Source organism: Klebsiella sp. Q2 (genome assembly GCF_009900705.1).
Taxonomy (GTDB): domain Bacteria; phylum Pseudomonadota; class Gammaproteobacteria; order Enterobacterales; family Enterobacteriaceae; genus Klebsiella; species Klebsiella quasipneumoniae.
The window spans coordinates 60,642-83,926 of record NZ_JAAABE010000010.1; the positions used below are offsets into that span (position 1 = coordinate 60,642).

Genomic DNA, 23,285 nt, shown 5'->3' on the forward strand with positions numbered 1-23,285 from the left:
GGCCGCAATCACAGGACACGACGACGCGATAACGCCACGCCTGCGCCGATGAGCGCACCCACAATCCCCCACATCACCATCAGAAATACACGGCGCGGGCTATCGCGTTTTACAGGTTCTTCCGGCGTTCGCAAATACCGGTAAGTCTGAAAACGCGGGTCCAACGTTGGACCGACGTTCAACGTGCTCAGCATGGCGCGATTCTGGTCGTAATCGAGGTCATATTCCGGTCCGACGGCCTGCAGGTTTTCCAGTCTGGCCTGCAGCATCGGCCTGCCCAATAAAAATAGCTCTGAATCCGGCAACTGATCGGCAGGAACATCCGTTTCGCTGCGTGAGATGTTATGCTGCTGAGCGACCTTCAGCGCTTGCTCCACGCTGTGGGTCCGGCGGTTGAAAATAGCCTCGGCCACCTCCTCCTGGCGCTTCACCTGCGCCTTCATTTGCACCGTCCGCGCCGCCCAGGCGCCTTTGAGTTCGTCGTTAAGATGGCCGGCCGCCCGCTGGCTGGCGAAAGCCACATACTGGCGCAGCAAATTATTGGCATCCTGCCCAGTCTCGGCAGTCAGTTTGACGCTGTCATTGACGCTCTTGGCCGCATCGCCGGGCATAAACTGGATATTGTTAATCAAATCATCCAGCATCGCCGCATCGGCGCGAGCATTACCCGACTGGCGCTGCTTGTAGTAGTCCGTTTGCAGCCAGAAATCACGCCGGGTGTCCCAGGAGGCCAGCTGCATGATGAACTCTTTATACGCTTCATCCATGGCGGAAGGCTGATCCACCGAGGCCAGGTCGGCTTTGATATCCAGATTGCGTAAGAACTGCTGCTGGGAATAGTACCCCCCCAACATGTTGACAGTAGGCCGATCGGTGATCGCCGTGGCGCTCCACTCCTGGCGAGCAAAGAAGGTGTACACCAACACGATAGCGGCGAAGAGAACAGCGCCGCCGACTATCCAGCCTTTTCCTGCCCATAAAGCGCGAAACAGCCCGCGAATATCCAGCTCATTCTCAACGTTCACTGCTTGTGCTCCCGGTAATGGTTGAGTCATCACATCCCCAGCTTTACTTGGTTAGTTTCGGATTATTGCCGCTGTGTCGCCGAATTCTGCGTCTGATGCGCTTAACCAGACGCGCCACTTTCCAGGCGCGCTTAATACAGTAGCCATAAAGGAAGAAGGCCACCAAAAAGAGAATTAACATCACCCATTCCGGCACAATGCGGGTATATTCCGCCGCGACGCCAACCAGCGCCAGCAGGGCAGCGGCCAGGGTAATCAGGACGAACGCCTGGCGGGAAGTAAACCCGGCGCGCATGATCAAATGATGAATATGCTGCCGGTCCGGTGAGAAAGGACTCATGCCTTTACGCAGGCGGCGATACATAATCGCCACCATATCCATCAACGGGATAGCGATAATCCACAGCGCAGTGACCGGGCTGATGGGATGCGTTTTACCTTGGGTGGTTTCCAGCAGGATCCAGATGATGGTGAAGCCAATCATGGTGCTGCCGGCGTCACCCATAAAAACTTTATAGCGGCGGCCGAGGGCGCCAAGATTAAGAAGAATATAGGGCAGAATGGCGGCGATCATCGCAAAACACCACATCGCCAGGCTGTACTGGCCATCAAACCAAAGGATGATCCCGGTCGCCGCAAAGGAGACCGATGACAGGCCGCCGAGCAGACCGTCAATCCCATCGACCATATTAAACGCATTGATGGCGGCCCAGACGGCAAACAGAGTAAGGAAGAAGCCGAAGGGCCCCAGCACCAGCTCCCACGAGCCAAAAATAAAGCCCAGACTACTCAGATGCAGATTCCCTGCCATCATCATAATCACGGCGATCGCGGCCTGAATGACCGCGCGAATTTTCACGCTGATGTCAAAGCGATCGTCCAGCGCACCAACCAGCACCAATACCCCCGCACAGGCCAGATACAGCGAGGCGTGAGGAATATAATAATCGGCGATAGCGAAGGTAAAACAGATGCCTGCATAAACTGAGATACCACCGACCAACGGAATCAACCCCTGATGCCGTTTGCGATAGTTTGGTTTATCCACTAACCCAATCTTTTTTGCCACTTTCCGCGCGACAAAAATAAAGAGGGTCGTGAATAAGAAAATACTGATTAATTCAGTAATAGCAGTGAGTAAATTCACAACGCATGTGCTCTCAGCATAGTTAATCCGGGAAGTATAGCGATGATGCCCCAACTCCAGAAGGGGAAAAGCAGAACATTACAAATTTATTGTATAGATTTTAGTCTGTTAAAGCTGTCTCCGCCTGCTGTCCGGCGCCATTATACGACAACTTTCGTCCCGCTTTCTCTGTCTCTGGATCATACAAATCCCAAAATGAAAACGCCACGCAAAGGCGTGGCGTTTCTGGCTTTTTTTACCTTACGAGCGCTTCATCATATCGAAGAAGTCATCATTCGTCTTAGTCATTGCCAGTTTATTAATGAGGAATTCCATCGCGTCGATCTCACCCATCGGATGGATAATTTTGCGCAGGATCCACATTTTCTGCAGCTCTTCCTGAGTGGTGAGCAGCTCTTCTTTACGCGTACCGGAACGGTTGTAATCGATAGCCGGGAAGACGCGTTTTTCAGCAATCTTACGAGAGAGGTGCAGCTCCATGTTACCGGTGCCTTTAAACTCTTCGTAGATAACTTCATCCATTTTGGAGCCAGTGTCGATCAGCGCCGTGGCGATGATGGTCAGGCTACCGCCCTCTTCAACGTTACGCGCTGCGCCGAAGAAACGCTTCGGACGGTGCAGGGCGTTAGCGTCCACACCACCGGTCAGCACTTTACCGGAAGCCGGGACCACGGTGTTGTAGGCGCGCGCCAGACGGGTAATGGAGTCGAGCAGGATGATAACGTCTTTCTTGTGTTCAACCAGACGTTTCGCTTTCTCGATAACCATCTCAGCAACCTGAACGTGACGGGATGCCGGTTCGTCGAAGGTGGAAGCAACGACTTCACCTTTCACCAGACGCTGCATCTCGGTCACTTCTTCCGGACGTTCGTCGATCAGCAGCACCATCAGCACGCAGTCCGGATGGTTGTAAGCGATGCTCTGCGCGATGTTCTGCAGCAGCATGGTTTTACCGGCTTTCGGCGGCGCGACGATCAGACCACGCTGGCCGCGGCCAATCGGGGAAGCCAGATCCAGTACGCGAGCGGTTAAGTCTTCGGTAGAACCGTTACCACGCTCCATACGCAGACGAGAATTCGCGTGCAGCGGCGTTAAGTTCTCGAACAGGATCTTGTTACGGGCGTTTTCCGGCTTGTCGTAGTTAACTTCGTTAACTTTCAGCAGCGCAAAGTAACGCTCACCCTCTTTCGGAGGACGAATCTTACCGGAAATGGTGTCACCAGTGCGGAGGTTGAAACGGCGGATTTGGCTGGGGGATACGTAGATGTCGTCAGGGCCGGCGAGGTAGGAGCTGTCTGCGGAGCGGAGGAATCCAAATCCATCCTGCAGTATCTCCAGTACGCCGTCGCCAAAGATATCTTCGCCACTCTTCGAATGCTGCTTGAGGATGGCAAAAATAATATCCTGCTTACGCATACGAGCCAGATTTTCCAGCCCCATATTTTCGCCGAGAGTAATCAGCTCAGAAACCGGCGTATTCTTTAATTCGGTAAGATTCATAGTGGTGTGGGTTCTTAAACTCGGGGTAAATCTCGAACTTAATGTTGTGAATGGTATGGCAGGAACTTCCATGCCTGTTAACGGCCTTCATCTCGTGTCTGTACGTTGCCTGGTCACAGGAAAGAACGCAGAACTGAAACGACTAGACGGAATGAGTGAAAAGCCCGGAATTAATAGCTTCACGCGCATTTTTTTGCGGGATGCTTCGGGTAAAACAAGATTCAAACAAGGTATGTTTAAAACGAAGTCTGTGGATTAACTTAGCACGACTCCAGCCGGGCGTCCAGAGTTCCGCAAAAAATAGGAATCTGGACGCCGGAACAGCAATTCGCTTACGCCAGGTTGGCGTCGAGGAACTCTTTCAGCTGACCCTTGGACAGGGCGCCAACTTTGGTGGCCGCCACTTCGCCGTTTTTGAACAGCAGCAGGGTTGGGATGCCGCGAATGCCGTACTTCGGCGCGGTACCCGGGTTCTGGTCGATGTTCAGCTTAGCTACGGTCAGTTTGCCCTGATACTCTTCAGCGATCTCATCCAGAATCGGGGCGATCATTTTGCACGGACCACACCACTCTGCCCAGAAATCGACGAGGGTCAGCCCGTCAGCCTTGAGTACGTCCGTGTCAAAACTGTCGTCAGTCAGGTGAATAATTTTATCGCTCATATTTAACTCCACAGGAATAAGCCTGGTGTGTTGGTGTCGTAGCCATCAACGACGCGCTGCAGCTACGTTATGCACGCTATTCTTCAGGATACCTCAATTCTCTGGTCTGCCAACTGGCGTGATCCATCATGGACCCACCTTTTGACGCCAGGGTTGCCCGAACGCGAACTGCATGCTGCAGATTTATCGCTCCCGACTCGCTTAGTGGTCTAAGCTATCCTGGATTCGTTCAGTTACCGTAGACGTACCTTGAATAATTTCGCACACCGCCAACGAAAGGTTGACGTTATTTCACCGGATACGCTTTCTTAATGCAATAGTTAGCTGATATTCTACCACACTATGAGCAAAACACATTTAACAGAACAGAAGTTTTCCGACTTCGCCCTGCACCCGGCAGTCATTGAAGCCCTTGAAAAGAAAGGGTTTCATAATTGCACACCTATTCAGGCCCTCGCCCTTCCGCTGACGCTGGAAGGCCGCGATGTCGCCGGGCAGGCGCAAACCGGTACCGGTAAAACGATGGCGTTCCTGACGTCGACGTTTCATTATCTTCTCTCTCACCCGGCTATCGCCGATCGCCAGGTAAACCAGCCGCGCGCGCTGATTATGGCGCCGACGCGTGAACTGGCGGTACAGATCCACGCGGACGCTGAACCGCTGGCGCAGGCCACCGGTCTGAAGCTGGGTCTGGCTTACGGCGGCGACGGCTACGATAAGCAGCTGAAAGTGCTGGAAAGCGGCGTCGACATTCTGATCGGCACCACCGGTCGTCTGATCGATTACGCGAAGCAAAACCACATTAACCTCGGCGCCATTCAGGTCGTCGTGCTGGACGAAGCCGATCGCATGTACGATCTCGGCTTTATTAAAGATATCCGCTGGCTGTTCCGCCGCATGCCGCCGGCCACTCAGCGTCTGAACATGCTGTTCTCCGCGACCCTTTCCTATCGCGTACGCGAACTGGCGTTCGAACAAATGAACAACGCCGAGTACGTTGAAGTCGAGCCGGAACAGAAAACGGGCCACCGTATTAAAGAAGAGCTCTTCTACCCGTCCAACGAAGAAAAAATGCGCCTGCTGCAGACGCTGCTGGAAGAAGAGTGGCCCGATCGCGCCATCGTCTTCGCCAATACCAAGCATCGTTGTGAAGATATCTGGGGCCATCTCGCCGCCGACGGCCATCGCGTAGGTCTGCTGACCGGCGACGTGGCGCAGAAAAAACGTCTGCGTATTCTCGAAGAATTTACCCGCGGCGACCTCGATATCCTGGTCGCGACTGACGTTGCCGCTCGTGGCTTGCACATTCCGGCCGTGACCCACGTCTTTAACTACGATCTACCAGACGATTGCGAAGATTACGTTCACCGCATTGGCCGTACCGGTCGCGCTGGCGCCAGCGGTCACTCCATCAGCCTCGCCTGCGAAGAGTATGCGCTGAACCTGCCGGCTATCGAAACCTATATTGGTCACTCAATTCCGGTCAGCAAGTACAACCCGGACGCGCTGATGACCGATCTGCCGAAGCCGCTGCGCCTGACCCGTGCTCGCCCAGGCAACGGCCCGCGCCGCAACGGTCCACCGCGCAATCGTCGTCGTTCAGGTTAAGAAATCTATGCTATACGCTCAATCATTCAGAATGTGCCAGGGCGCGCTTCCCCGGCAACCCGCTCAGTTACACGGATTGGGCACAAGCGCCCCGTCGACCAGGGAGCCTTCTGAACGATGAAGAGCATGAGCTCCACCTCGCTGTATGCCGCCATTGATTTGGGCTCCAACAGTTTTCATATGTTGGTGGTGCGCGAGGTGGCTGGCAGTATCCAGACGCTGAGCCGCATTAAGCGCAAAGTCCGTCTTGCCGCCGGCCTGAATAGCGACAACACGCTCTCCGCAGAAGCGATGGAGCGCGGCTGGCAGTGCTTACGCCTGTTTGCCGAACGCCTGCAGGATATTCCGCCGGCGCAAATCCGCGTCGTGGCCACCGCCACGCTGCGTCTTGCCGTCAATGCCGGCGAATTTCTGGCGAAAGCGCAGGAGATCCTCGGCAGTCCGGTACAGGTCATTAGTGGCGAAGAAGAAGCGCGTCTGATTTATCAGGGGGTCGCCCACACCACCGGCGGCGCCGATCAGCGTCTGGTGGTCGATATCGGCGGCGCCAGCACCGAACTGGTGACCGGAACCGGCGCGCAAACGACCTCGCTATTTAGCCTGTCGATGGGCTGTGTGACCTGGCTTGAACGCTATTTCGCCGATCGCAGCCTGACGAAAGAAAATTTCGATCTTGCCGAGGCGGCCGCGCGTGAGGTGCTGCTGCCCGTCGCCGATGTGCTGCGCTATCACGGATGGAAAGTGTGCGTTGGCGCCTCCGGCACCGTTCAGGCTCTGCAGGAAATTATGATGGCGCAGGGGATGGATGAGCGGATCACCCTGACCAAACTCCAGCAGCTTAAACAGCGCGCCATTCAGTGCGGACGCCTGGAAGAGCTGGAGATCGAAGGCTTAACCCTTGAGCGAGCGCTGGTGTTTCCAAGCGGGCTGGCGATCCTTATCGCTATCTTCAGCGAACTGAATATTCAGTGTATGACCCTCGCGGGCGGCGCGTTACGTGAAGGTCTGGTGTACGGCATGCTGCATCTCTCCGTTGAACAGGACATCCGCAGCCGCACTCTGCGTAATATTCAGCGTCGTTTTATGATCGACACCGAACAGGCCCAGCGCGTCGCTGGTCTCGCCAGCCACCTGCTCAGCCAGCTGGACGGCAGCTGGGAGCTGGATCCGCTAAGCCGCGACTTGCTCCTCAGCGCCTGTGCATTGCATGAAATTGGCCTGAGCGTGGATTTTAAGCGCGCGCCGCAGCACGCGGCCTATCTGGTCAATAATCTCGACCTGCCCGGCTTTACCCCGGCGCAGAAGAAGCTGATTGCGACGCTGCTGCTTAACCAGACTAACGCCATCGACCTCTCATCGCTTCATCAGCAGAATGCCGTCCCGCCGCGAGTTGCCGAACATCTTTGTCGCCTGCTGCGACTGGCGATCCTCTTTGCCAGCCGGCGGCGTGACGATTTGCTGCCCGCCATCAATCTTGTGGCCGATGATGAAAAACTGTCCCTGACGCTGCCGGAAAACTGGCTGGATAATCACCCGCTTGGGGCTGAGCTGATCGAACAGGAATGCCAGTGGCAGAGCTATGTGCACTGGGTGCTTGAGGTGAAGTAATACGCTGAACATTGCCGGGCGGCGGCTTCGCCTTACCCGGCCAGCTTATCGCTATCCTTTCTCTTTAGCTTTTGCCAGCATGGCGCGAATGTTCGCCACGTTAGCCTGTCCTTTATGCATTCGCTCTTCAGCGGTAATCACTTTGCGCGCCTGCTCCCAAATCAGATCGTCCTGGGGTAGCTCCAGCAGAAAACGGCTCGGTTCCGGGCGCACCACCTCACCATACTGCCGGCGCTCCTTACAGAGCGTAAAGGTCAGCTCTTTCTGCGCGCGGGTGATGCCCACGTAGGCTAACCGGCGCTCTTCATCGACATTATCTTCATCAATGCTGCTCTGGTGCGGGAGCAATCCCTCCTCCATGCCCACCAGGTAAACATACGGGAACTCCAGCCCTTTTGAGGCATGGAGGGTCATCAGCTGCACCTGATCCAGCTCTTCATCCGATTCGCCGCGCTCCATCATGTCGCGCAGCGTAAAGCGGGTGACCACCTGCGTCAGGGTCATTGGCTCATCGATTTCGCTGCCTTCCAGCATCTCGGTCATCCAGGTGAACAGCTGGTTGACGTTTTTCATGCGCATTTCTGCGGCCTTCGGGCTGGGCGAGGTTTCATACAGCCAGGATTCGTAGTCAATTCCGCGGATTAAGTCGCGCACGGCGTTAACCGGCTCGCGTTCGGCCAGCTGCTGGATCTCACGCAGCCAGTGGGTGAAGCGGGTGAGTGATTCATACCCGCGCCCGGTCAGCGTCTGGCTGAGACCCATATCAAAGCTGGCGGTGAACAATCCTTTGTTGCGGCCCATCGCCCACTCACCGAGCTTTTGCAGCGTCGCCGGGCCGATCTCGCGCTTCGGTGTATTCACGATACGCAGGAAGGCGCTGTCGTCGTCCGGGTTGGTCAGCACGCGCAGATAGGCCAGCAGATCTTTAATTTCCGGGCGCGAGAAGAACGACGTGCCGCCGGAGATTTTGTACGGGATGCGGTTCTGCATCAGCATCTTTTCAAAGACCCGCGACTGGTGATTGCCGCGATAAAGGATCGCGTAGTCTTTGTAATTGGTTTTATTAATGAAGTGGTGGGCGATCAGCTCCCCGGCCACGCGCTCCGCTTCATGATCTTCATTGTTGGCGGAGAGCACTTTCAGCTCAGCGCCATATCCCAGCTCAGAGAACAGCCGCTTTTCAAAAACGTGCGGGTTATTGGCGATCAGAATGTTAGCGGCTTTCAGAATACGCCCGGAGGAGCGATAGTTCTGCTCAAGCTTGATAACCTGCAGCGCCGGGAAGTCCTGGCTGAGCAGCACCAGGTTCTGCGGCCGCGCGCCGCGCCACGAGTAGATCGACTGGTCATCGTCGCCTACCACGGTAAAACGCGCCCGCTGGCCCACCAGCAGCTTCACCAGCTCATACTGGCTGGTGTTGGTATCCTGATACTCATCCACCAGCAGGTAGCGGATCTTATTCTGCCAGCGTTCGCGCACCTCCTCGTTGCGCTGCAGCAGCAGCGTCGGCAGCAGGATCAGATCGTCAAAATCGAGGACATTGCAGGCCTTCATATGCGCATCGTACAGCCCATAGCAGTGGGCGAAAATGCGATCCCGTTCGCCTTTCGCACCCGCGGCGGCCTGCGCCGGGGTTTTCAGATCGTTTTTCCAGTTGGAGATCGTCGAGATCAACTGCTGGAGCACCACTTTGTCATCTTCGATCAACCCTTCGGTCAGCTCTTTGAGCAGCGCCACCTGGTCAGTATCGTCGAATAAGGAGAAGTTAGACTTCATGCCCAGCGCGGCGTATTCCCGCTTGATGATATCCAGCCCCAGAGTGTGGAAGGTGGAAATCATCAGCCCGCGCGCCTCTTTGCGCCCCAGCGTTTGCCCAACGCGCTCTTTCATCTCGCGCGCGGCTTTGTTGGTAAAGGTCACGGCCGCGATATGGCGCGCCTGATAGCCGCAGCCGCGGATCAGGTGGGCGATTTTATTGGTGATCACGCGGGTCTTACCGGAGCCGGCGCCCGCCAGCACCAGGCACGGTCCGGTTACAAATTCGACGGCTTGTTGTTGGCCAGGGTTTAAACGCATGGGAGTCTTGCTCAATCTTCGAACGGGGTGGGGATTGTAGCAGAAAGCGGAGCCGAGATTTACCGACTGATGGTAAAGTGAAGAAATCGCGATTAACCCGTAGAGCAGAACCATGAAAAAGACCGCAGCAGCCCTGCATATCCTGGTCAAAGAAGAGAAACTGGCCCAGGAGATCCTTGCCAAACTGGAACGCGGCATCAGCTTCGATCATCTGGCGAAGCGCTATTCGAAATGCCCGTCCGGGCGTAACGGCGGCGATCTGGGGGAGTTTCAGCAAGGCGCGATGGTCGGCCCATTCGATCAGGCGGTCTTTAGCTGCCCACTTCTCAAGCCCTACGGTCCGGTAAAAACCAAATTTGGCTACCATATCATTAAGGTGCTTTATCGCCGCTGACGCGTGGTATATTGCGCCCCGATTTATCTCAACCTATTCAAGGCACGATCATGGCAAAAACAGCAGCAGCACTGCATATTCTTGTTAAAGAAGAGAAACTGGCTCTGGATCTTCTGGAGCAGATTAAAAACGGCGCCGACTTCGGTAAGCTGGCGAAGAAGCACTCCATTTGCCCATCAGGCAAACGCGGCGGCGATCTGGGTGAGTTCCGCCAGGGCCAGATGGTGCCGGCGTTCGATAAAGTGGTTTTCTCCTGCCCGGTGCTGGAGCCAACCGGCCCGCTGCATACCCAGTTCGGCTACCACATCATCAAAGTGCTGTACCGGAAATAATAAAAAACCCGGGGATCTTAATCTCCGGGTTTTTGCCTGATGGCGCTTCGCTTATCAGGCCTATTAAACAAATCCATTCCTCTATGGATTTCGGCTTGCCGGAAGGCGGCAAGGAAGTACATCCCCGTGAACATAGATTACTATGTGACTGGGGTGTACGTACCGTAGCCAACGCATCGGCAAGTCGAAAGACGACGAGGAATTAGCCGGCTACCGCGATACGTTTCATATCGGTCATATAACCGCGCAGTTTCTTACCAACCTGCTCAATAGCGTGGCTGCGAATGGCTTCGTTAACATCACGCAGCTGAGCGTTGTCTACCGCGCCTTCGGCAATCGCCGTACCCAGGTCGCCAGTCTGCAGGGTGGTCATGAACTCTTTCAGCAGCGGTACGCAAGCGTAAGAGAACAGGTAGTTACCATATTCAGCGGTATCAGAGATAACCACGTTCATCTCGTACAGACGCTTACGGGCAATAGTATTGGCGATCAGCGGCAGCTCGTGCAGTGATTCGTAGTAAGCGGACTCTTCGATGATGCCGGAGGCCACCATGGTTTCGAAGGCCAGCTCAACGCCCGCTTTCACCATCGCGATCATCAGAACGCCTTTATCGAAGTACTCCTGCTCGCCGATTTTACCTTCATACTGCGGCGCGGTTTCGAACGCGGTTTTACCAGTCTCTTCACGCCAGGTCAGCAGTTTCTTATCGTCGTTCGCCCAGTCCGCCATCATACCGGAGGAGAATTCGCCGGAAATGATGTCGTCCATGTGTTTCTGGAACAGCGGCGCCATAATCTCTTTCAGCTGCTCGGAGAGCGCATAAGCGCGCAGTTTCGCCGGGTTAGAGAGGCGATCCATCATCAGGGTAATGCCGCCCTGCTTCAGCGCTTCGGTGATGGTTTCCCAGCCGAACTGAATCAGTTTTTCTGCATACGCCGGATCGGTACCTTCCGCCACCAGCTTGTCGAAGCACAGCAGAGAACCCGCCTGCAGCATGCCGCAGAGGATGGTCTGCTCGCCCATCAGGTCAGATTTCACTTCGGCAACGAAGGAAGATTCCAGCACGCCCGCACGATGGCCGCCGGTCGCCGCCGCCCATGCTTTCGCAATGGCCATGCCTTCGCCTTTCGGGTCGTTTTCCGGATGTACCGCGATAAGCGTCGGTACGCCGAAACCGCGTTTGTACTCTTCACGCACTTCGGTACCCGGGCACTTCGGCGCCACCATCACCACGGTGATGTCTTTACGGATCTGCTCGCCCACTTCCACGATGTTGAAACCGTGGGAGTAGCCCAGCGCCGCGCCGTCTTTCATCAGCGGCTGTACGGAGCGCACAACGTCAGAGTGCTGTTTGTCCGGAGTCAGGTTAACCACCAGGTCCGCCTGCGGGATCAGCTCTTCATAAGTGCCGACTTTGAAGCCGTTTTCGGTCGCTTTACGCCAGGAGGCGCGCTTCTCGGCGATCGCTTCTTTGCGCAGCGCATAGGAGATATCCAGGCCGGAGTCACGCATGTTCAGACCCTGGTTCAGGCCCTGCGCGCCGCAGCCGACGATGACCACTTTTTTACCCTGAAGGTAGCTTGCGCCATCGGCGAATTCGTCGCGCGCCATAAAGCGGCATTTGCCCAGCTGTGCCAGCTGCTGGCGCAGGTTCAGTGTATTAAAGTAGTTAGCCATGTCTGTAACTCCGTGATGTTGTGTCGTGCTTATTGTTCGGTTCGCTTTTGCGAGAATGAACTTACTATATGACAGGAATTTTATTGCGGAAATTGATATATTCACAACGTCACGTTGCATTTTATGAAATACAAAACCGGGGAGTACGCGCCGTGGATTTACGCGATCTGAAAACCTTTCTGCATCTGGCGGAAAGCCGCCATTTTGGCCGCAGCGCGCGGGCCATGCACGTCAGCCCGTCGACGCTTTCGCGCCAGATCCAGCGTCTGGAAGAGGACCTCGGCCAGCCGCTGTTCGTGCGAGATAATCGCACGGTGACCCTTACCGAAGCCGGGGAAGAGTTACGTACCTTTGCCCAACAGACTTTACTGCAGTATCAGCAGCTTCGTCACGTCATCGATCAGCAGGGCCCTTCGCTCTCCGGCGAGTTGCACATCTTCTGCTCCGTCACCGCCGCCTATAGCCATCTGCCGCCGATCCTCGACCGCTTTCGCGCCGCGCACCCCTCGGTGGAGATCAAGCTGTCGACCGGCGACGCCGCCGACGCCATGGAGAAGGTGGTCACCGGCGAAGCCGACCTGGCGATTGCCGGTAAGCCGGAGACTCTGCCAGGGTCGGTGGCGTTTTCGATGCTGGAGAACCTCGCCGTGGTGTTAATTGCCCCGGCCCTTCCCTGCCCGGTGCGCAACCAGGTGACCGTCGAGCGCCCCGACTGGTCGACAGTGCCCTTTATCATGGCCGACCAGGGGCCGGTACGTCGGCGCATCGAGCTGTGGTTTCGGCGGCATAAAATCAGCAATCCATCGATCTACGCCACCGTCGGCGGGCACGAAGCGATGGTGTCGATGGTCGCCCTGGGATGCGGCGTGGCGCTGCTGCCGGAGGTGGTGCTGGAGAACAGTCCAGAGCCGGTACGCAACAGGGTGATGATCCTGGAGCGCAGCGATGAGCAAACCCCGTTTGAGCTCGGCGTTTGCGCACAAAAAAAGCGGCTGCATGAGCCGCTTATTGATGCTTTCTGGAAAATTCTGCCGAACCACTAGCCCGCGAGGAAAAAGCGGAATGCCGGGTTATGGGTCTCATCATGACACTCATAGCCCAGTTCATTAAGACGGGTTTCAAAATCCGGCTCGTGCTCGCCCAGCTCGAAGGCCGCCAAAACCCGACCATAGTCGGTGCCGTGGCTACGGTAGTGGAACAGCGAAATATTCCAGTGGGTGCCGAGGGTGTGCAGGAACTTCAGCAGCGCCCCCGGCGATTCCGGAAACTCGAAGCTGAACAGCCGCTCCTGCAGCGCTTTGGACGGTCGGCCGCCGACCATATAGCGCACATGGAGCTTGGCCATTTCGTCATCGGAAAGGTCAACGACGCTGTAGCCGCCGTCGTTCAGTAACTGGAGGATCTCTTTCCGCTCCTCCAGCCCACGACTCAGACGTACCCCCACAAAGATGCAGGCGTCTTTGGCATCGGCAAAGCGGTAGTTGAACTCCGTCACCGAGCGGCCCCCCAGCAGCTGGCAAAACTTCAGAAAGCTGCCCTTCTCTTCCGGGATCGTCACCGCCAGCAGCGCTTCGCGCTGTTCCCCTAGCTCGCAGCGCTCAGACACGTAGCGCAGACCGTGGAAGTTGACGTTGGCCCCGGACAGGATGTGAGCCAGTCGCTCACCGCGAATATTGTGCTGAGCGATATATTTCTTCATCCCCGCCAGCGCCAGCGCGCCGGAAGGCTCTGCCACCGCCCGCACATCTTCGAACAGATCCTTCATCGCCGCGCAAATAGCGTCGCTGTCGACGGTGATGATGTCGTCCAGATACTCCTGGCACAGACGGAAGGTTTCATCGCCGATGCGTTTGACCGCCACGCCTTCGGCAAACAAGCCGACGCGCGGCAGGTCCACCGGATGACCGGCGTCCAGCGCCGCCTTCAGGCAGGCCGAATCTTCCGCTTCCACCGCGATCACTTTGATCTGCGGCATCAGCTGCTTGATCAGCACCGCCACGCCTGCCGCCAGGCCGCCGCCGCCCACCGGGACGAACACGCGGTCGATGTGGGCATCCTGCTGCAGCAGCTCCAGCGCCAGGGTTCCCTGACCGGCGATGACCATCGGGTGATCGAACGGCGGCACCCAGGTAAAGCCCTGCTGCTGCGCCAGCTCAATCGCCCTCGCCTTCGCTTCGTCAAAGTTGGCGCCATGCAGCAGCACTTCGCCGCCAAAGCCGCGAACGGCATCCACTTTGATGTCGGCGGTCGCTACCGGCATCACGATCAGCGCCTTAACGCCCAGCCTCGATGCGGAGAACGCCACGCCCTGGGCATGATTGCCCGCCGAGGCGGTGATCACCCCGTGGGATTTCTGTTCCGCGGTCAGGCTGGACATCATCGCGTAGGCGCCGCGCAGCTTAAAGCTGTGTACCGGTTGGCGATCTTCGCGCTTCACCAGAATAACGTTATCCAGGCGAGAAGAGAGTTTGTCCATTTTTTGCAGCGGCGTTTTCTGCACCGCTTCATAAACCGGCGCGCGCAGCACTGCTCTCAGGTATTCGGCGCCCTCAGGGGCGCCGGACAGGGGTTGTGAATCCGCCATGATTAGCCACCCAGTTTCGATTTATCGCGAACCGCGCCTTTGTCGGCGCTGGTCGCCAGGCTGGCGTAGGCGCGAAGGGCAAAGGAGACCTGACGCTGGCGATTTTTCGGCGTCCACGCCTGGTCGCCACGCGCTTCCTGGGCTTCACGACGCGCCGCAATTTCCGCATCGCTCAGCTGCAGCTGGATGCTGCGGTTCGGAATATCAATCGCGATCATGTCGCCATCTTCAATGAGCGCAATGTTGCCGCCGCTCGCCGCTTCCGGTGAGACGTGACCGATAGAGAGCCCTGAGGTGCCGCCGGAGAAACGGCCATCGGTGATCAGCGCGCAGGCTTTGCCCAGCCCCATCGACTTCAGGAAGCTGGTGGGGTAAAGCATCTCCTGCATCCCCGGCCCGCCTTTCGGCCCTTCGTAGCGGATCACCACGACGTCGCCTTCAACGACTTTACCGCCGAGGATGGCCTCAACCGCATCGTCCTGGCTCTCATACACTTTCGCCGGACCGGTAAATTTCAGGATGCTGTCGTCCACGCCGGCGGTTTTCACGATACAACCGTTTTCCGCGAAATTGCCGTACAGTACCGCCAGGCCGCCGTCCTTGCTGTAAGCGTGTTCCAGAGAACGGATACAGCCTTCGGCGCGATCGTCATCCAGCGTATCCCAGCGGCAGTCTTGCGAGAACGCCTGGGTGGTACGGATGCCCGCCGGGCCGGCGCGGAACATCTTTTTCACCGCATCGTCCTGGGTGACCATCACATCGTACTGTTCCAGGGTCTGCGGCAGCGTCAGGCCGAGGACGTTTTTAACCTCGCGATTCAGCAGCCCGGCGCGGTCCAGCTCGCCCAGAATGCCCAGCACGCCGCCGGCGCGATGCACATCTTCCATATGGTATTTCTGCGTGCTCGGCGCCACCTTACACAGCTGCGGCACTTTGCGGGAGAGCTTATCGATATCGCTCATGGTGAAATCGATTTCAGCTTCCTGCGCCGCCGCCAGCAGATGCAGAACGGTGTTGGTGGAACCGCCCATGGCGATATCCAGCGTCATGGCGTTCTCAAAGGCCGCCTTGCTGGCGATATTGCGCGGCAGCGCGGAAGCGTCATCCTGCTCGTAATAGCGTTTGGTCAGCTCAACGATACGTTTCCCGGCGTTAAGGAACAGCTCCTTACGATCGGCGTGGGTCGCCAGCAGAGAGCCGTTACCCGGCTGCGACAGGCCCAGCGCTTCGGTCAGGCAGTTCATGGAGTTGGCGGTAAACATCCCGGAACAGGAGCCGCAGGTCGGACAGGCGGAGCGTTCCACCTGATTACTCTGCTCGTCGGACACTTTCGGATCCGCCCCCTGGATCATCGCATCCACCAGGTCGAGCTTGATGATTTTATCTGACAGCTTGGTTTTCCCGGCTTCCATTGGGCCGCCGGACACAAAGATCACCGGAATGTTCAGGCGCAGGGAAGCCATCAACATCCCCGGGGTGATTTTGTCGCAGTTGGAGATACAGACCATCGCATCCGCACAGTGGGCGTTAACCATGTACTCCACCGAGTCGGCGATCAGCTCGCGGGATGGCAGTGAATAGAGCATACCCCCGTGGCCCATGGCGATCCCATCATCCACTGCGATGGTGTTGAATTCTTTGGCCACGCCACCGGCGGCTTCAATCTGCTCGGCAACCAGTTTGCCGAGGTCGCGCAGGTGCACGTGCCCAGGAACAAACTGGGTAAAGGAGTTAACGACGGCGATAATCGGTTTGCCGAAATCGGCATCGGTCATCCCGGTTGCGCGCCACAACGCGCGGGCGCCCGCCATATTGCGGCCATGTGTGGTGGTGGCGGAACGGTACTTAGGCATGCTCTTTTTACTCCCATCTGTGTTTATTAAATGGGACGGTGCGTGCCGTCCCATTTTTAATTACTTACTTACCGGATCCAACCAGCCCCATTTATCTTCTGTTTCACCGGTGAAGAGGCCAAAGAAGGCTTCCTGAATGCGTTTGGTGACCGGACCGCGACGGCCTGCGCCGACCTGGATGCCATCCACGCTGCGTACCGGGGTGATTTCCGCCGCGGTGCCGGACATGAAGACTTCATCCGCCAGGTACAGGGATTCACGGGACAATACCTGCTCGCGGACTTCAATACCGAGATCTTTCGCCAGCTTGATGATGGCGTCGCGGGTAATGCCCGGCAGCGCGGAAGAGGTAAACGGCGGAGTGAACAGCACGCCGTCCTTCACTTCAAACAGGTTTTCGCCAGCGCCTTCAGAGATATAGCCGTTAACATCGAGGGCGATACCTTCCTGGTAGCCATGGCGACGCGCTTCGCTGCCAACCAGCAGCGAGGAGAGATAGTTGCCGCCGGCTTTCGCCGCCGTCGGGATGGTGTTCGGCGCCGCGCGGTTCCAGGAAGAGACCATGGCATCGATCCCCTGCTCCAGCGCTTCTGCGCCGAGGTAGGCTCCCCACGGGAACGCCGCGATGATCACGTCAGTGTTGTAACCCGGAGGCGGGTTTACCCCCATGCCGACATCGCCAACAAACACCAGCGGGCGGATATAAGCGCTGGTCAGATTATTAGTGCGAATGACTTCGCGGCAGGCTTCCATCAATTCGTCGACGCTCTGGGAGACCGGGAAACGATAAATTTTGGCTGAGTCATGCAGACGCTGCATATGTTCGCGATGACGGAACACCACCGGGCCTTTGTGCGAGTCGTAGCAACGGATGCCTTCGAATACCGAGGTGCCATAGTGCAGCGCATGGGACATCACATGAACTTTCGCTTCGCCCCACGGAACCATCTCGCCATTGAACCAGATGTAATCAGCTTTTTTCGTCGTCATTTTTCTTCCTTTGCGCTCAGGCGCGGATTTGTTGTGATGTGGGTTGCTGGATCTCGACGCAGGCAACGTCGACCAGTTTACTTAATTGACTAAACAGTAATTCGACGGGCCGCGGGCTGGCAACGGTCAATTCGATATTTATGTTCTGTGCGTCCGCTGCGGTTTCCATGTTCATTGCGCAGATTTGAAAACCACGGTGACGGACAACGCGCAGCACGCGCTCTAAGGTTTCCGGGTTGAAACGTGCCTGTAAAGCGACCTGATGTTGCATCATGATAATTTCTCCAGCATTTCAGAGTTACTGGCGCCGGGCGGCACCAACGGCCAGACATTCTCAAGTTCGTCGATTGAGACATGAAGCAGGTATGGCCCCTGGCTCGAAAGCATGGTGTCGAGTGCCGCTTCAACCTGGTCTTTACGGGTGATGTGTTGGCCAGGAATACCGAAGGCGCTGGCCAGCGTGAGGAAATCAGGGTTATCAGTCAGAGTGGTTTCGCTATAACGTTCCTGGAAAAACAGCTGCTGCCATTGTCGAACCATCCCTAACCGCTGGTTGTCGAGTAATACGATCTTCAGCGGTAACTGCTTGCGTTTTACGGTGCCCAGCTCCTGCACATTCATCATGAAGGAGCCGTCACCAGAGATACAGATCACCGTATCGTTAGGGCGCGCCACCTGGGCACCAACGGCGGCCGGCAGGCCAAAGCCCATGGTGCCTAAGCCGCTGGAGGTGATGAAGTTTTCCGGGCGGCTAAAGGTCATATGCTGAGCCGACCACATCTGATGCTGGCCTACGTCGGTTGTCACCACGCTGTCCGCCGGCTTGCGGTCGGAAAGCTGTTTCAGCAGCAGCGGCGCGTAGATAGCCTCACCGGGATGATCGTAACGCCAGGCGTGATCGGCACGCAGTGCGGCACTCCGCTCGCGCCAGCCATCGATCGCTAACGGCTGCTGCAGCGCCGGCAGCAAGCGGTTCAGATCGCCGGTCAGACCAATGTGCGCCTGGCGCAGCTTGTTCAGCTCCGCCGGATCGATGTCCATATGGATCACTTTGGCATGCGGCGCGAAGGTGTTGAGCTTGCCAGTCACGCGATCGTCAAAGCGCGCGCCGACAGCGATCAGCAGATCGCACTCCTGTACCGCCAGATTGGCCGCCTTGGTGCCGTGCATTCCCAGCATGCCGAGATAATACGGGTAATCGGCGTCCACCACGCCCAGCCCTTTCAGGGTGCAGGTCGCCGGCATCCGGGTCACTGCGAGGAATTCGCGCAGCGCCGGTACCGCCTGCGCCATGCCGACCCCGCCGCCAACATACAGCATCGGTTGCTGCGATTGAGCCAGCATCTGCAGAGCCTGAGCCACTTCCGCCTGCGGGAATGCCATCTCATCGGCGACCATAGAGAAATGGGGATCGAGATCGCCCTGCGCCATCTGAATATCCTTAGGGATATCAACCAGCACCGGGCCTGGACGGCCTGAGTTTGCCACCTGGAAAGCTTCAGCAATGACCCGCGGCAGCTCGTCCAGAGACTGCACGAGGAAACTGTGCTTAGTACAGGCCAGTGACAAACCGAGAACGTCTACCTCCTGGAACGCATCCGTGCCGATGAAGGGTGCGGCCACCTGGCCGGTGATAGCGACAATGGGGATGGAGTCAAGCAAAGCGTCCGCCAGGCCGGTGATCAGGTTGGTTGCGCCCGGGCCGGAAGTCGCGATACATACCCCGGTTTTACCGGTTGCTCGCGCATAACCAATGGCCGCCATGGCTGCCCCTTGCTCATGCCGGCACAGCAGGTGCTCCACGCCGCCGTCATACAGTGCATCGTAAACCGGCATAATTGCGCCACCCGGATAGCCAAAAACGGTGTCGACCCCCTGTGTCCGCAAAGCATGTACCACCCACTGCGCGCCATTCATAGTTAGTTCCCCGTCATAAATCGGGAGAAACAGAATTTTATGCTAAAAGTCATCATCTGCTCCTCGCTTAGGTTATTTCAGTTATAAAAAAACCCCCGGACCTTTCGGTGCGGGGGTCTTAGTTCGTTAAGGCTTGATTATTAAGCCTTTCCTCGTCCAAGTGCAGCCCCGCACGGTGGGATAATAATCACCACCACGCTAATCACGACCAGGCTAATCACTCGTAGAAGGGCTGTCATTTTCTGTACTTTCTGGCTTCTTGTTCGAAGGAATACCTAAAGAGGTACCACAGACATCACATAAAACACAAGATTTTTTTATATCTCTGTTGCTGAGCAGCCTAACAGTTTCAGCAAAAATAATTGTTTTATATGAAAAAATTCGAAGATGAAAAAAACTCAGTTTTCTCTCGCCTGCCGCGCTCTTTTGCACCCTCCTTCCCAACGCCGCTCTGTTTTGCGAGCGAACTTCCAGTTTCGGCTAAATGTAATGATATAGCGCGAAAAGTATGGATTTATGGTCCTAACTTCTGACTATTACCGATCCCGTTTTAACACAGGTCAGCCATAATCCTTCCTGGTCCAGGAGGTTTTATGTCGCTCGCCATCGTCTATACCCGCGCGGCGCTCGGTATCGAAGCGCCATTGATTACTGTCGAGGTTCATCTCAGCAACGGTCTGCCCGGCCTGACTATGGTCGGACTGCCGGAGACCACCGTGAAAGAGGCCCGTGACCGGGTTCGCAGCGCCCTGATCAACAGCGGCTACGCTTTCCCTGCGAAGAAAATAACCATTAACCTGGCGCCAGCGGATCTGCCTAAAGAGGGCGGGCGATACGATCTACCTATCGCTCTCGCGCTTCTCGTTGCCTCAGAGCAGCTCAACACGACGCGACTGAATCAATATGAGTTTGTGGGCGAACTCGCCCTCACAGGTGGGTTACGCGGCGTTCCAGGGGCGATCCCCAGCGCAATGGAGGCCATCAAAGCCGGCCGGCGCATCGTCGTCTCCTCTGATAATGCGGCTGAGGTCGGCCTGATCGGCGGCAGCGATTGCCTGGTCGCCGACCATCTGCAGGAGGTGTGTGCTTTTCTCGCGGGGCAGACATCGCTTTCGCCGCCTCTCGCCGAGGCACCCTCTGTTGATGAACGCGGCGAAGATCTGCGCGATGTTATCGGCCAGCAGCAGGGCAAGCGAGCGCTGGAGATTGTGGCCGCCGGGGGTCACAACCTGCTCCTGATCGGCCCACCCGGCACCGGGAAAACCATGCTTGCCAGCCGGCTACCCGGTCTCCTGCCGCCATTAAGCAATCAGGAAGCCCTGGAGAGCACGGCCATTCAGAGCCTGGTCAATCTGCATACCGCGAAGACCCGGTGGCGTCAGAGGCCGTTTCGCGCGCCTCACCATAGCGCCTCGCTGGCAGCGATGGTGGGCGGCGGCTCAATACCGGTCCCCGGTGAGATTTCCCTGGCCCATAATGGCGTGCTGTTTCTTGATGAACTGCCTGAGTTTGAGCGGCGTGTACTGGATGCGCTGCGCGAACCCATTGAGTCAGGCAAGATCCACATATCACGCTCGCGCGCCAAAATTGACTATCCGGCGCGCTTTCAGCTTATCGCGGCGATGAACCCAAGCCCGACAGGGCATTATCAGGGCAAACATAATCGTACATCGCCTGAGCAGACATTACGTTATCTGGGACGTCTGTCAGGCCCCTTCCTTGACCGCTTCGATCTCTCCTTAGAGATCCCGCTGCCGCCGCCAGGGATACTGAGCCAGGGCACGCAGGGCGAAGAGTCTAGCGCAACGGTCCGGCAGCGGGTGCTGGCGGCGCGCGAACGGCAAATGCTCAGGCAAAATAAGCTCAATGCTCATCTTGAGAATCGTGAAATGAAGAGCTGCTGCCACTTACGGCGGGAGGACGCTGTCTGGCTGGAACAGACGCTAACGCAGTTGGGGCTCTCTATTCGAGCCTGGCAGCGTCTGTTAAAGGTGGCGAGAACCATTGCCGATCTGGCAGAGGCTGAAGAGATTGAACGCCGTCATTTGCAGGAGGCGCTCAGCTATCGGGCGATAGACCGGATGCTAAACCATCTGCAGAAAATGATGGCGTAAAAAAAGGGCTTACGCCCTTTTTTCTTAGTCATCGCTTTCGGTGTAATCGTCAGCGCCTTCCATCTGCGGTTTGCCGCCGGAAAGGGTATGGAAACGCTTCGGCCGCTTGATGCGCGCCATATACTTAATCCATACGCGTTCTGCTTCCGTTACCGGCTCACGCTCACCACGGCACACCGAGACAAACTGTTTTTCATCATCGGTAACAGGTTCGCGTTTACCCAGTTCCAGTTCGTTAAAGGCATAACCATGACGTTCCAGCAGTTGCGCCTCTTTGATGGTGAAATCACCGTGACGGGAGAACCCGCGTGGATAATTTTTATTGTCGAAAAAACGATTAGTCGTCGTAAAGCTTTCCGCCATCCTACACGCTCCTGATTCTTTGGCCGAGCTATTTATGGCGCGGAGTATTAGTTACGCTTGACAGAGCGTCAAACAAAACATTTAAATCATCACGACAAATAATTTTGTGGAGAACGGTGTGGATACGGAATTGCTCAAGACTTTCCTGGAAGTGAGCAGAACTCGTCACTTTGGGCGAGCAGCAGAGGCGCTTTACCTGACGCAGTCAGCGGTCAGCTTTCGTATTCGTCAGCTGGAAAATCAACTTGGTGTGAACCTGTTCACCCGACATCGTAATAACATTCGCCTGACGACGGCCGGAGAAAAGCTCCTGCCTTACGCCGAAACGTTAATGAATACCTGGCAGGCTGCGCGCAAGGAGGTCGCACACTCTTCGCGACATAATGAATTCTCCATCGGAGCCAGCGCCTCGCTGTGGGAATGCATGCTTAACGGCTGGCTCGGCACCCTCTACAGCGCACCTTACAATCTCCAGTTTGAAGCGCGTATCGCACAGCGGCAGTCGCTGGTTAAACAGCTTCACGAACGCCAGTTGGATCTGCTGATCACCACCGAATCGCCGAAGATGGATGAATTAAGCAGCCAGCTGTTGGGTAATTTTACCCTTGCCTTGTATTGCGCATCGCCTGCAAAAAACAGAAATGAATTGAATTACTTGCGCCTTGAATGGGGGCCTGATTTTCAGCAAAACGAAGTGGGTCTGATAGGAAGTGATGATGTTCCGCTGCTCACTACCTCTTCAGCTGAACTGATCTACCAGCAATTATCACGCCTGAACGGCTGCTGTTGGCTACCTGTTCGCTGGGCCAAAGAGAAGCATGGGTTACATACGGTCATGGACAGCGCTACGCTTTCCCGCCCACTCTATGCGATCTGGTTACAAAATAGCGATAAGCAGGGGCAGATCCACGAGATCCTGAAAAGCCCTATCCTGGAATAAGCGGTACTCTCCATGGACGGAGAGAAGCAAGGTATTTTGAACAGGGATATTGCAGATAGAGAGCAGAGATAAAAAAAAAATCCTTTGCCTGAGCAAAGGATTCTTATAAATGGCAGGGGCGGAGAGACTCGAACTCCCAACACCCGGTTTTGGAGACCGGTGCTCTACCAATTGAACTACGCCCCTAAAGCTTTCTTACCACTAAGCCTGCTATCTGAGCAGGCTTAATGTTAAATAAGTGGCGGAACGGACGGGACTCGAACCCGCGACCCCCTGCGTGACAGGCAGGTATTCTAACCGACTGAACTACCGCTCCACCGAATTTTTTCGCTTTATGACCACCGGTTGTCACCCCGGCTTACTGCAATTTGATGCCTGGCAGTTCCCTACTCTCACATGGGGAGACCCCACACTACCATCGGCGCTACGGCGTTTCACTTCTGAGTTCGGCATGGGGTCAGGTGGGACCACCGCGCTAGTGCCGCCAGGCAAAT

21 protein-coding genes, 2 tRNA genes and 1 rRNA gene are annotated in these 23,285 nt (G+C 56.5%); 7 read left to right on the top strand and 17 right to left on the bottom strand.

From position 1 onward, the window contains the following. Positions 1 to 8: 8 nt before the first annotated feature. From wzzE to trxA, 4 genes are all read right to left on the bottom strand, one after another. A complete protein-coding gene (wzzE, locus tag GT756_RS24995) occupies positions 9 to 1,055 on the bottom strand; it encodes an ECA polysaccharide chain length modulation protein (RefSeq protein WP_004886846.1) in 1,047 nt (348 codons plus the stop codon). A 13-nt stretch (positions 1,056 to 1,068) separates the two neighbouring features. Next, positions 1,069 to 2,172, bottom strand: coding sequence for a UDP-N-acetylglucosamine--undecaprenyl-phosphate N-acetylglucosaminephosphotransferase (gene wecA / locus GT756_RS25000; RefSeq protein ID WP_004886849.1), 1,104 nt, complete (start codon positions 2,170 to 2,172; stop codon positions 1,069 to 1,071). A gap of 240 nt (positions 2,173 to 2,412) precedes the next feature. Next, the gene (rho, locus tag GT756_RS25005; protein WP_002883293.1) at positions 2,413 to 3,672 is read right to left on the bottom strand and encodes a transcription termination factor Rho; all 1,260 of its coding nucleotides are present in this window, start codon (positions 3,670 to 3,672) and stop codon (positions 2,413 to 2,415) included. Between the two features lie 332 nt (positions 3,673 to 4,004). Further along, the gene (gene trxA, locus GT756_RS25010; RefSeq protein WP_002883224.1) at positions 4,005 to 4,334 is read right to left on the bottom strand and encodes a thioredoxin TrxA; all 330 of its coding nucleotides are present in this window, start codon (positions 4,332 to 4,334) and stop codon (positions 4,005 to 4,007) included. Positions 4,335 to 4,676: 342 nt separating this feature from the next. On the opposite strand from trxA, the gene rhlB reads away from it, so the two are divergent. Together rhlB and gppA are read left to right on the top strand one after the other, a co-directional pair. Further along, a complete protein-coding gene (gene rhlB / locus GT756_RS25015) occupies positions 4,677 to 5,942 on the top strand; it encodes an ATP-dependent RNA helicase RhlB (RefSeq protein ID WP_002883222.1) in 1,266 nt (421 codons plus the stop codon). A 117-nt stretch (positions 5,943 to 6,059) separates the two neighbouring features. Beyond that, positions 6,060 to 7,550, top strand: coding sequence for a guanosine-5'-triphosphate,3'-diphosphate diphosphatase (gene gppA, locus GT756_RS25020; protein WP_023319439.1), 1,491 nt, complete (start codon positions 6,060 to 6,062; stop codon positions 7,548 to 7,550). Positions 7,551 to 7,601: 51 nt separating this feature from the next. Here gppA and rep read toward each other — a convergent pair whose 3' ends face one another. Further along, positions 7,602 to 9,626 (bottom strand): DNA helicase Rep, encoded by a 2,025-nt coding sequence (rep, locus tag GT756_RS25025; protein ID WP_004886858.1) that lies wholly within the window; start codon positions 9,624 to 9,626, stop codon positions 7,602 to 7,604. Between the two features lie 112 nt (positions 9,627 to 9,738). On the opposite strand from rep, the gene ppiC (GT756_RS25030) reads away from it, so the two are divergent. Then, the gene (ppiC, locus tag GT756_RS25030; RefSeq protein WP_004886860.1) at positions 9,739 to 10,020 is read left to right on the top strand and encodes a peptidylprolyl isomerase PpiC; all 282 of its coding nucleotides are present in this window, start codon (positions 9,739 to 9,741) and stop codon (positions 10,018 to 10,020) included. A 50-nt stretch (positions 10,021 to 10,070) separates the two neighbouring features. Further along, complete coding sequence (gene ppiC, locus GT756_RS25035) at positions 10,071 to 10,352, top strand: peptidylprolyl isomerase PpiC (protein WP_004886861.1); 282 nt, start codon at positions 10,071 to 10,073, stop codon at positions 10,350 to 10,352. 202 nt (positions 10,353 to 10,554) lie between these two features. On the opposite strand, the gene ilvC is transcribed toward ppiC (GT756_RS25035), so the two are convergent. Further along, positions 10,555 to 12,030 (bottom strand): ketol-acid reductoisomerase, encoded by a 1,476-nt coding sequence (gene ilvC, locus GT756_RS25040; RefSeq protein ID WP_002883178.1) that lies wholly within the window; start codon positions 12,028 to 12,030, stop codon positions 10,555 to 10,557. Between the two features lie 152 nt (positions 12,031 to 12,182). Between ilvC and ilvY the strand changes: the two genes are divergently transcribed. Further along, the gene (gene ilvY, locus GT756_RS25045) at positions 12,183 to 13,073 is read left to right on the top strand and encodes an HTH-type transcriptional activator IlvY (protein WP_002883176.1); all 891 of its coding nucleotides are present in this window, start codon (positions 12,183 to 12,185) and stop codon (positions 13,071 to 13,073) included. On the opposite strand, the gene ilvA is transcribed toward ilvY, so the two are convergent. The 7 genes from ilvA to ilvL form a co-directional block, all read right to left on the bottom strand. Beyond that, positions 13,070 to 14,614, bottom strand: a complete 1,545-nt coding sequence (ilvA, locus tag GT756_RS25050; protein WP_002883174.1) for a threonine ammonia-lyase, biosynthetic — start codon at positions 14,612 to 14,614, stop codon at positions 13,070 to 13,072. The two genes, ilvY and ilvA, sit on opposite strands and share 4 nt — an antisense overlap. Before the next feature lie 2 nt (positions 14,615 to 14,616). After that, positions 14,617 to 16,467 carry a dihydroxy-acid dehydratase gene (ilvD, locus tag GT756_RS25055; protein WP_002883173.1) on the bottom strand — a complete coding sequence of 617 codons (1,851 nt, stop codon included), beginning with the start codon at positions 16,465 to 16,467 and terminating at the stop codon, positions 14,617 to 14,619. 60 nt (positions 16,468 to 16,527) lie between these two features. Continuing rightward, on the bottom strand, positions 16,528 to 17,457 hold the full coding sequence (gene ilvE, locus GT756_RS25060) for a branched-chain-amino-acid transaminase (RefSeq protein WP_002883171.1): 930 nt from the start codon (positions 17,455 to 17,457) through the stop codon (positions 16,528 to 16,530). 16 nt (positions 17,458 to 17,473) lie between these two features. After that, a complete protein-coding gene (gene ilvM / locus GT756_RS25065) occupies positions 17,474 to 17,731 on the bottom strand; it encodes an acetolactate synthase 2 small subunit (RefSeq protein ID WP_004886870.1) in 258 nt (85 codons plus the stop codon). Beyond that, the gene (ilvG, locus tag GT756_RS25070; protein ID WP_064178653.1) at positions 17,728 to 19,374 is read right to left on the bottom strand and encodes an acetolactate synthase 2 catalytic subunit; all 1,647 of its coding nucleotides are present in this window, start codon (positions 19,372 to 19,374) and stop codon (positions 17,728 to 17,730) included. Before ilvG ends, ilvM begins: the two co-directional genes overlap by 4 nt. 2 nt (positions 19,375 to 19,376) lie before the next feature. Next, positions 19,377 to 19,430 (bottom strand): peptide IlvX, encoded by a 54-nt coding sequence (gene ilvX, locus GT756_RS26415; RefSeq protein ID WP_201281575.1) that lies wholly within the window; start codon positions 19,428 to 19,430, stop codon positions 19,377 to 19,379. Between the two features lie 84 nt (positions 19,431 to 19,514). Then, positions 19,515 to 19,613: an ilv operon leader peptide gene (gene ilvL / locus GT756_RS25075; RefSeq protein WP_001311244.1), complete on the bottom strand. Its 99-nt coding sequence runs from the start codon at positions 19,611 to 19,613 to the stop codon at positions 19,515 to 19,517. A gap of 354 nt (positions 19,614 to 19,967) precedes the next feature. On the opposite strand from ilvL, the gene GT756_RS25080 reads away from it, so the two are divergent. Beyond that, complete coding sequence (locus GT756_RS25080; RefSeq protein WP_017899414.1) at positions 19,968 to 21,488, top strand: YifB family Mg chelatase-like AAA ATPase; 1,521 nt, start codon at positions 19,968 to 19,970, stop codon at positions 21,486 to 21,488. 24 nt (positions 21,489 to 21,512) lie between these two features. Here the strand turns inward: GT756_RS25080 and GT756_RS25085 are convergent, their stop codons facing one another. Continuing rightward, entirely contained in the window at positions 21,513 to 21,851 is a 339-nt protein-coding gene (locus GT756_RS25085) for a DUF413 domain-containing protein (protein WP_004886877.1), read from the bottom strand. A 118-nt stretch (positions 21,852 to 21,969) separates the two neighbouring features. Here GT756_RS25085 and hdfR point away from each other — a divergent pair, with 118 nt between their 5' ends. Beyond that, positions 21,970 to 22,791, top strand: a complete 822-nt coding sequence (hdfR, locus tag GT756_RS25090) for an HTH-type transcriptional regulator HdfR (protein WP_032454492.1) — start codon at positions 21,970 to 21,972, stop codon at positions 22,789 to 22,791. A gap of 110 nt (positions 22,792 to 22,901) precedes the next feature. On the opposite strand, the gene GT756_RS25095 is transcribed toward hdfR, so the two are convergent. The 3 genes from GT756_RS25095 to rrf form a co-directional block, all read right to left on the bottom strand. Then, positions 22,902 to 22,977, bottom strand: a tRNA-Trp gene (locus GT756_RS25095). Between the two features lie 53 nt (positions 22,978 to 23,030). Then, positions 23,031 to 23,107, bottom strand: a tRNA-Asp gene (locus GT756_RS25100). 57 nt (positions 23,108 to 23,164) lie between these two features. Continuing rightward, positions 23,165 to 23,280 (bottom strand): 5S ribosomal RNA (gene rrf / locus GT756_RS25105). Between the last annotated feature and the right edge of the window lie 5 nt (positions 23,281 to 23,285).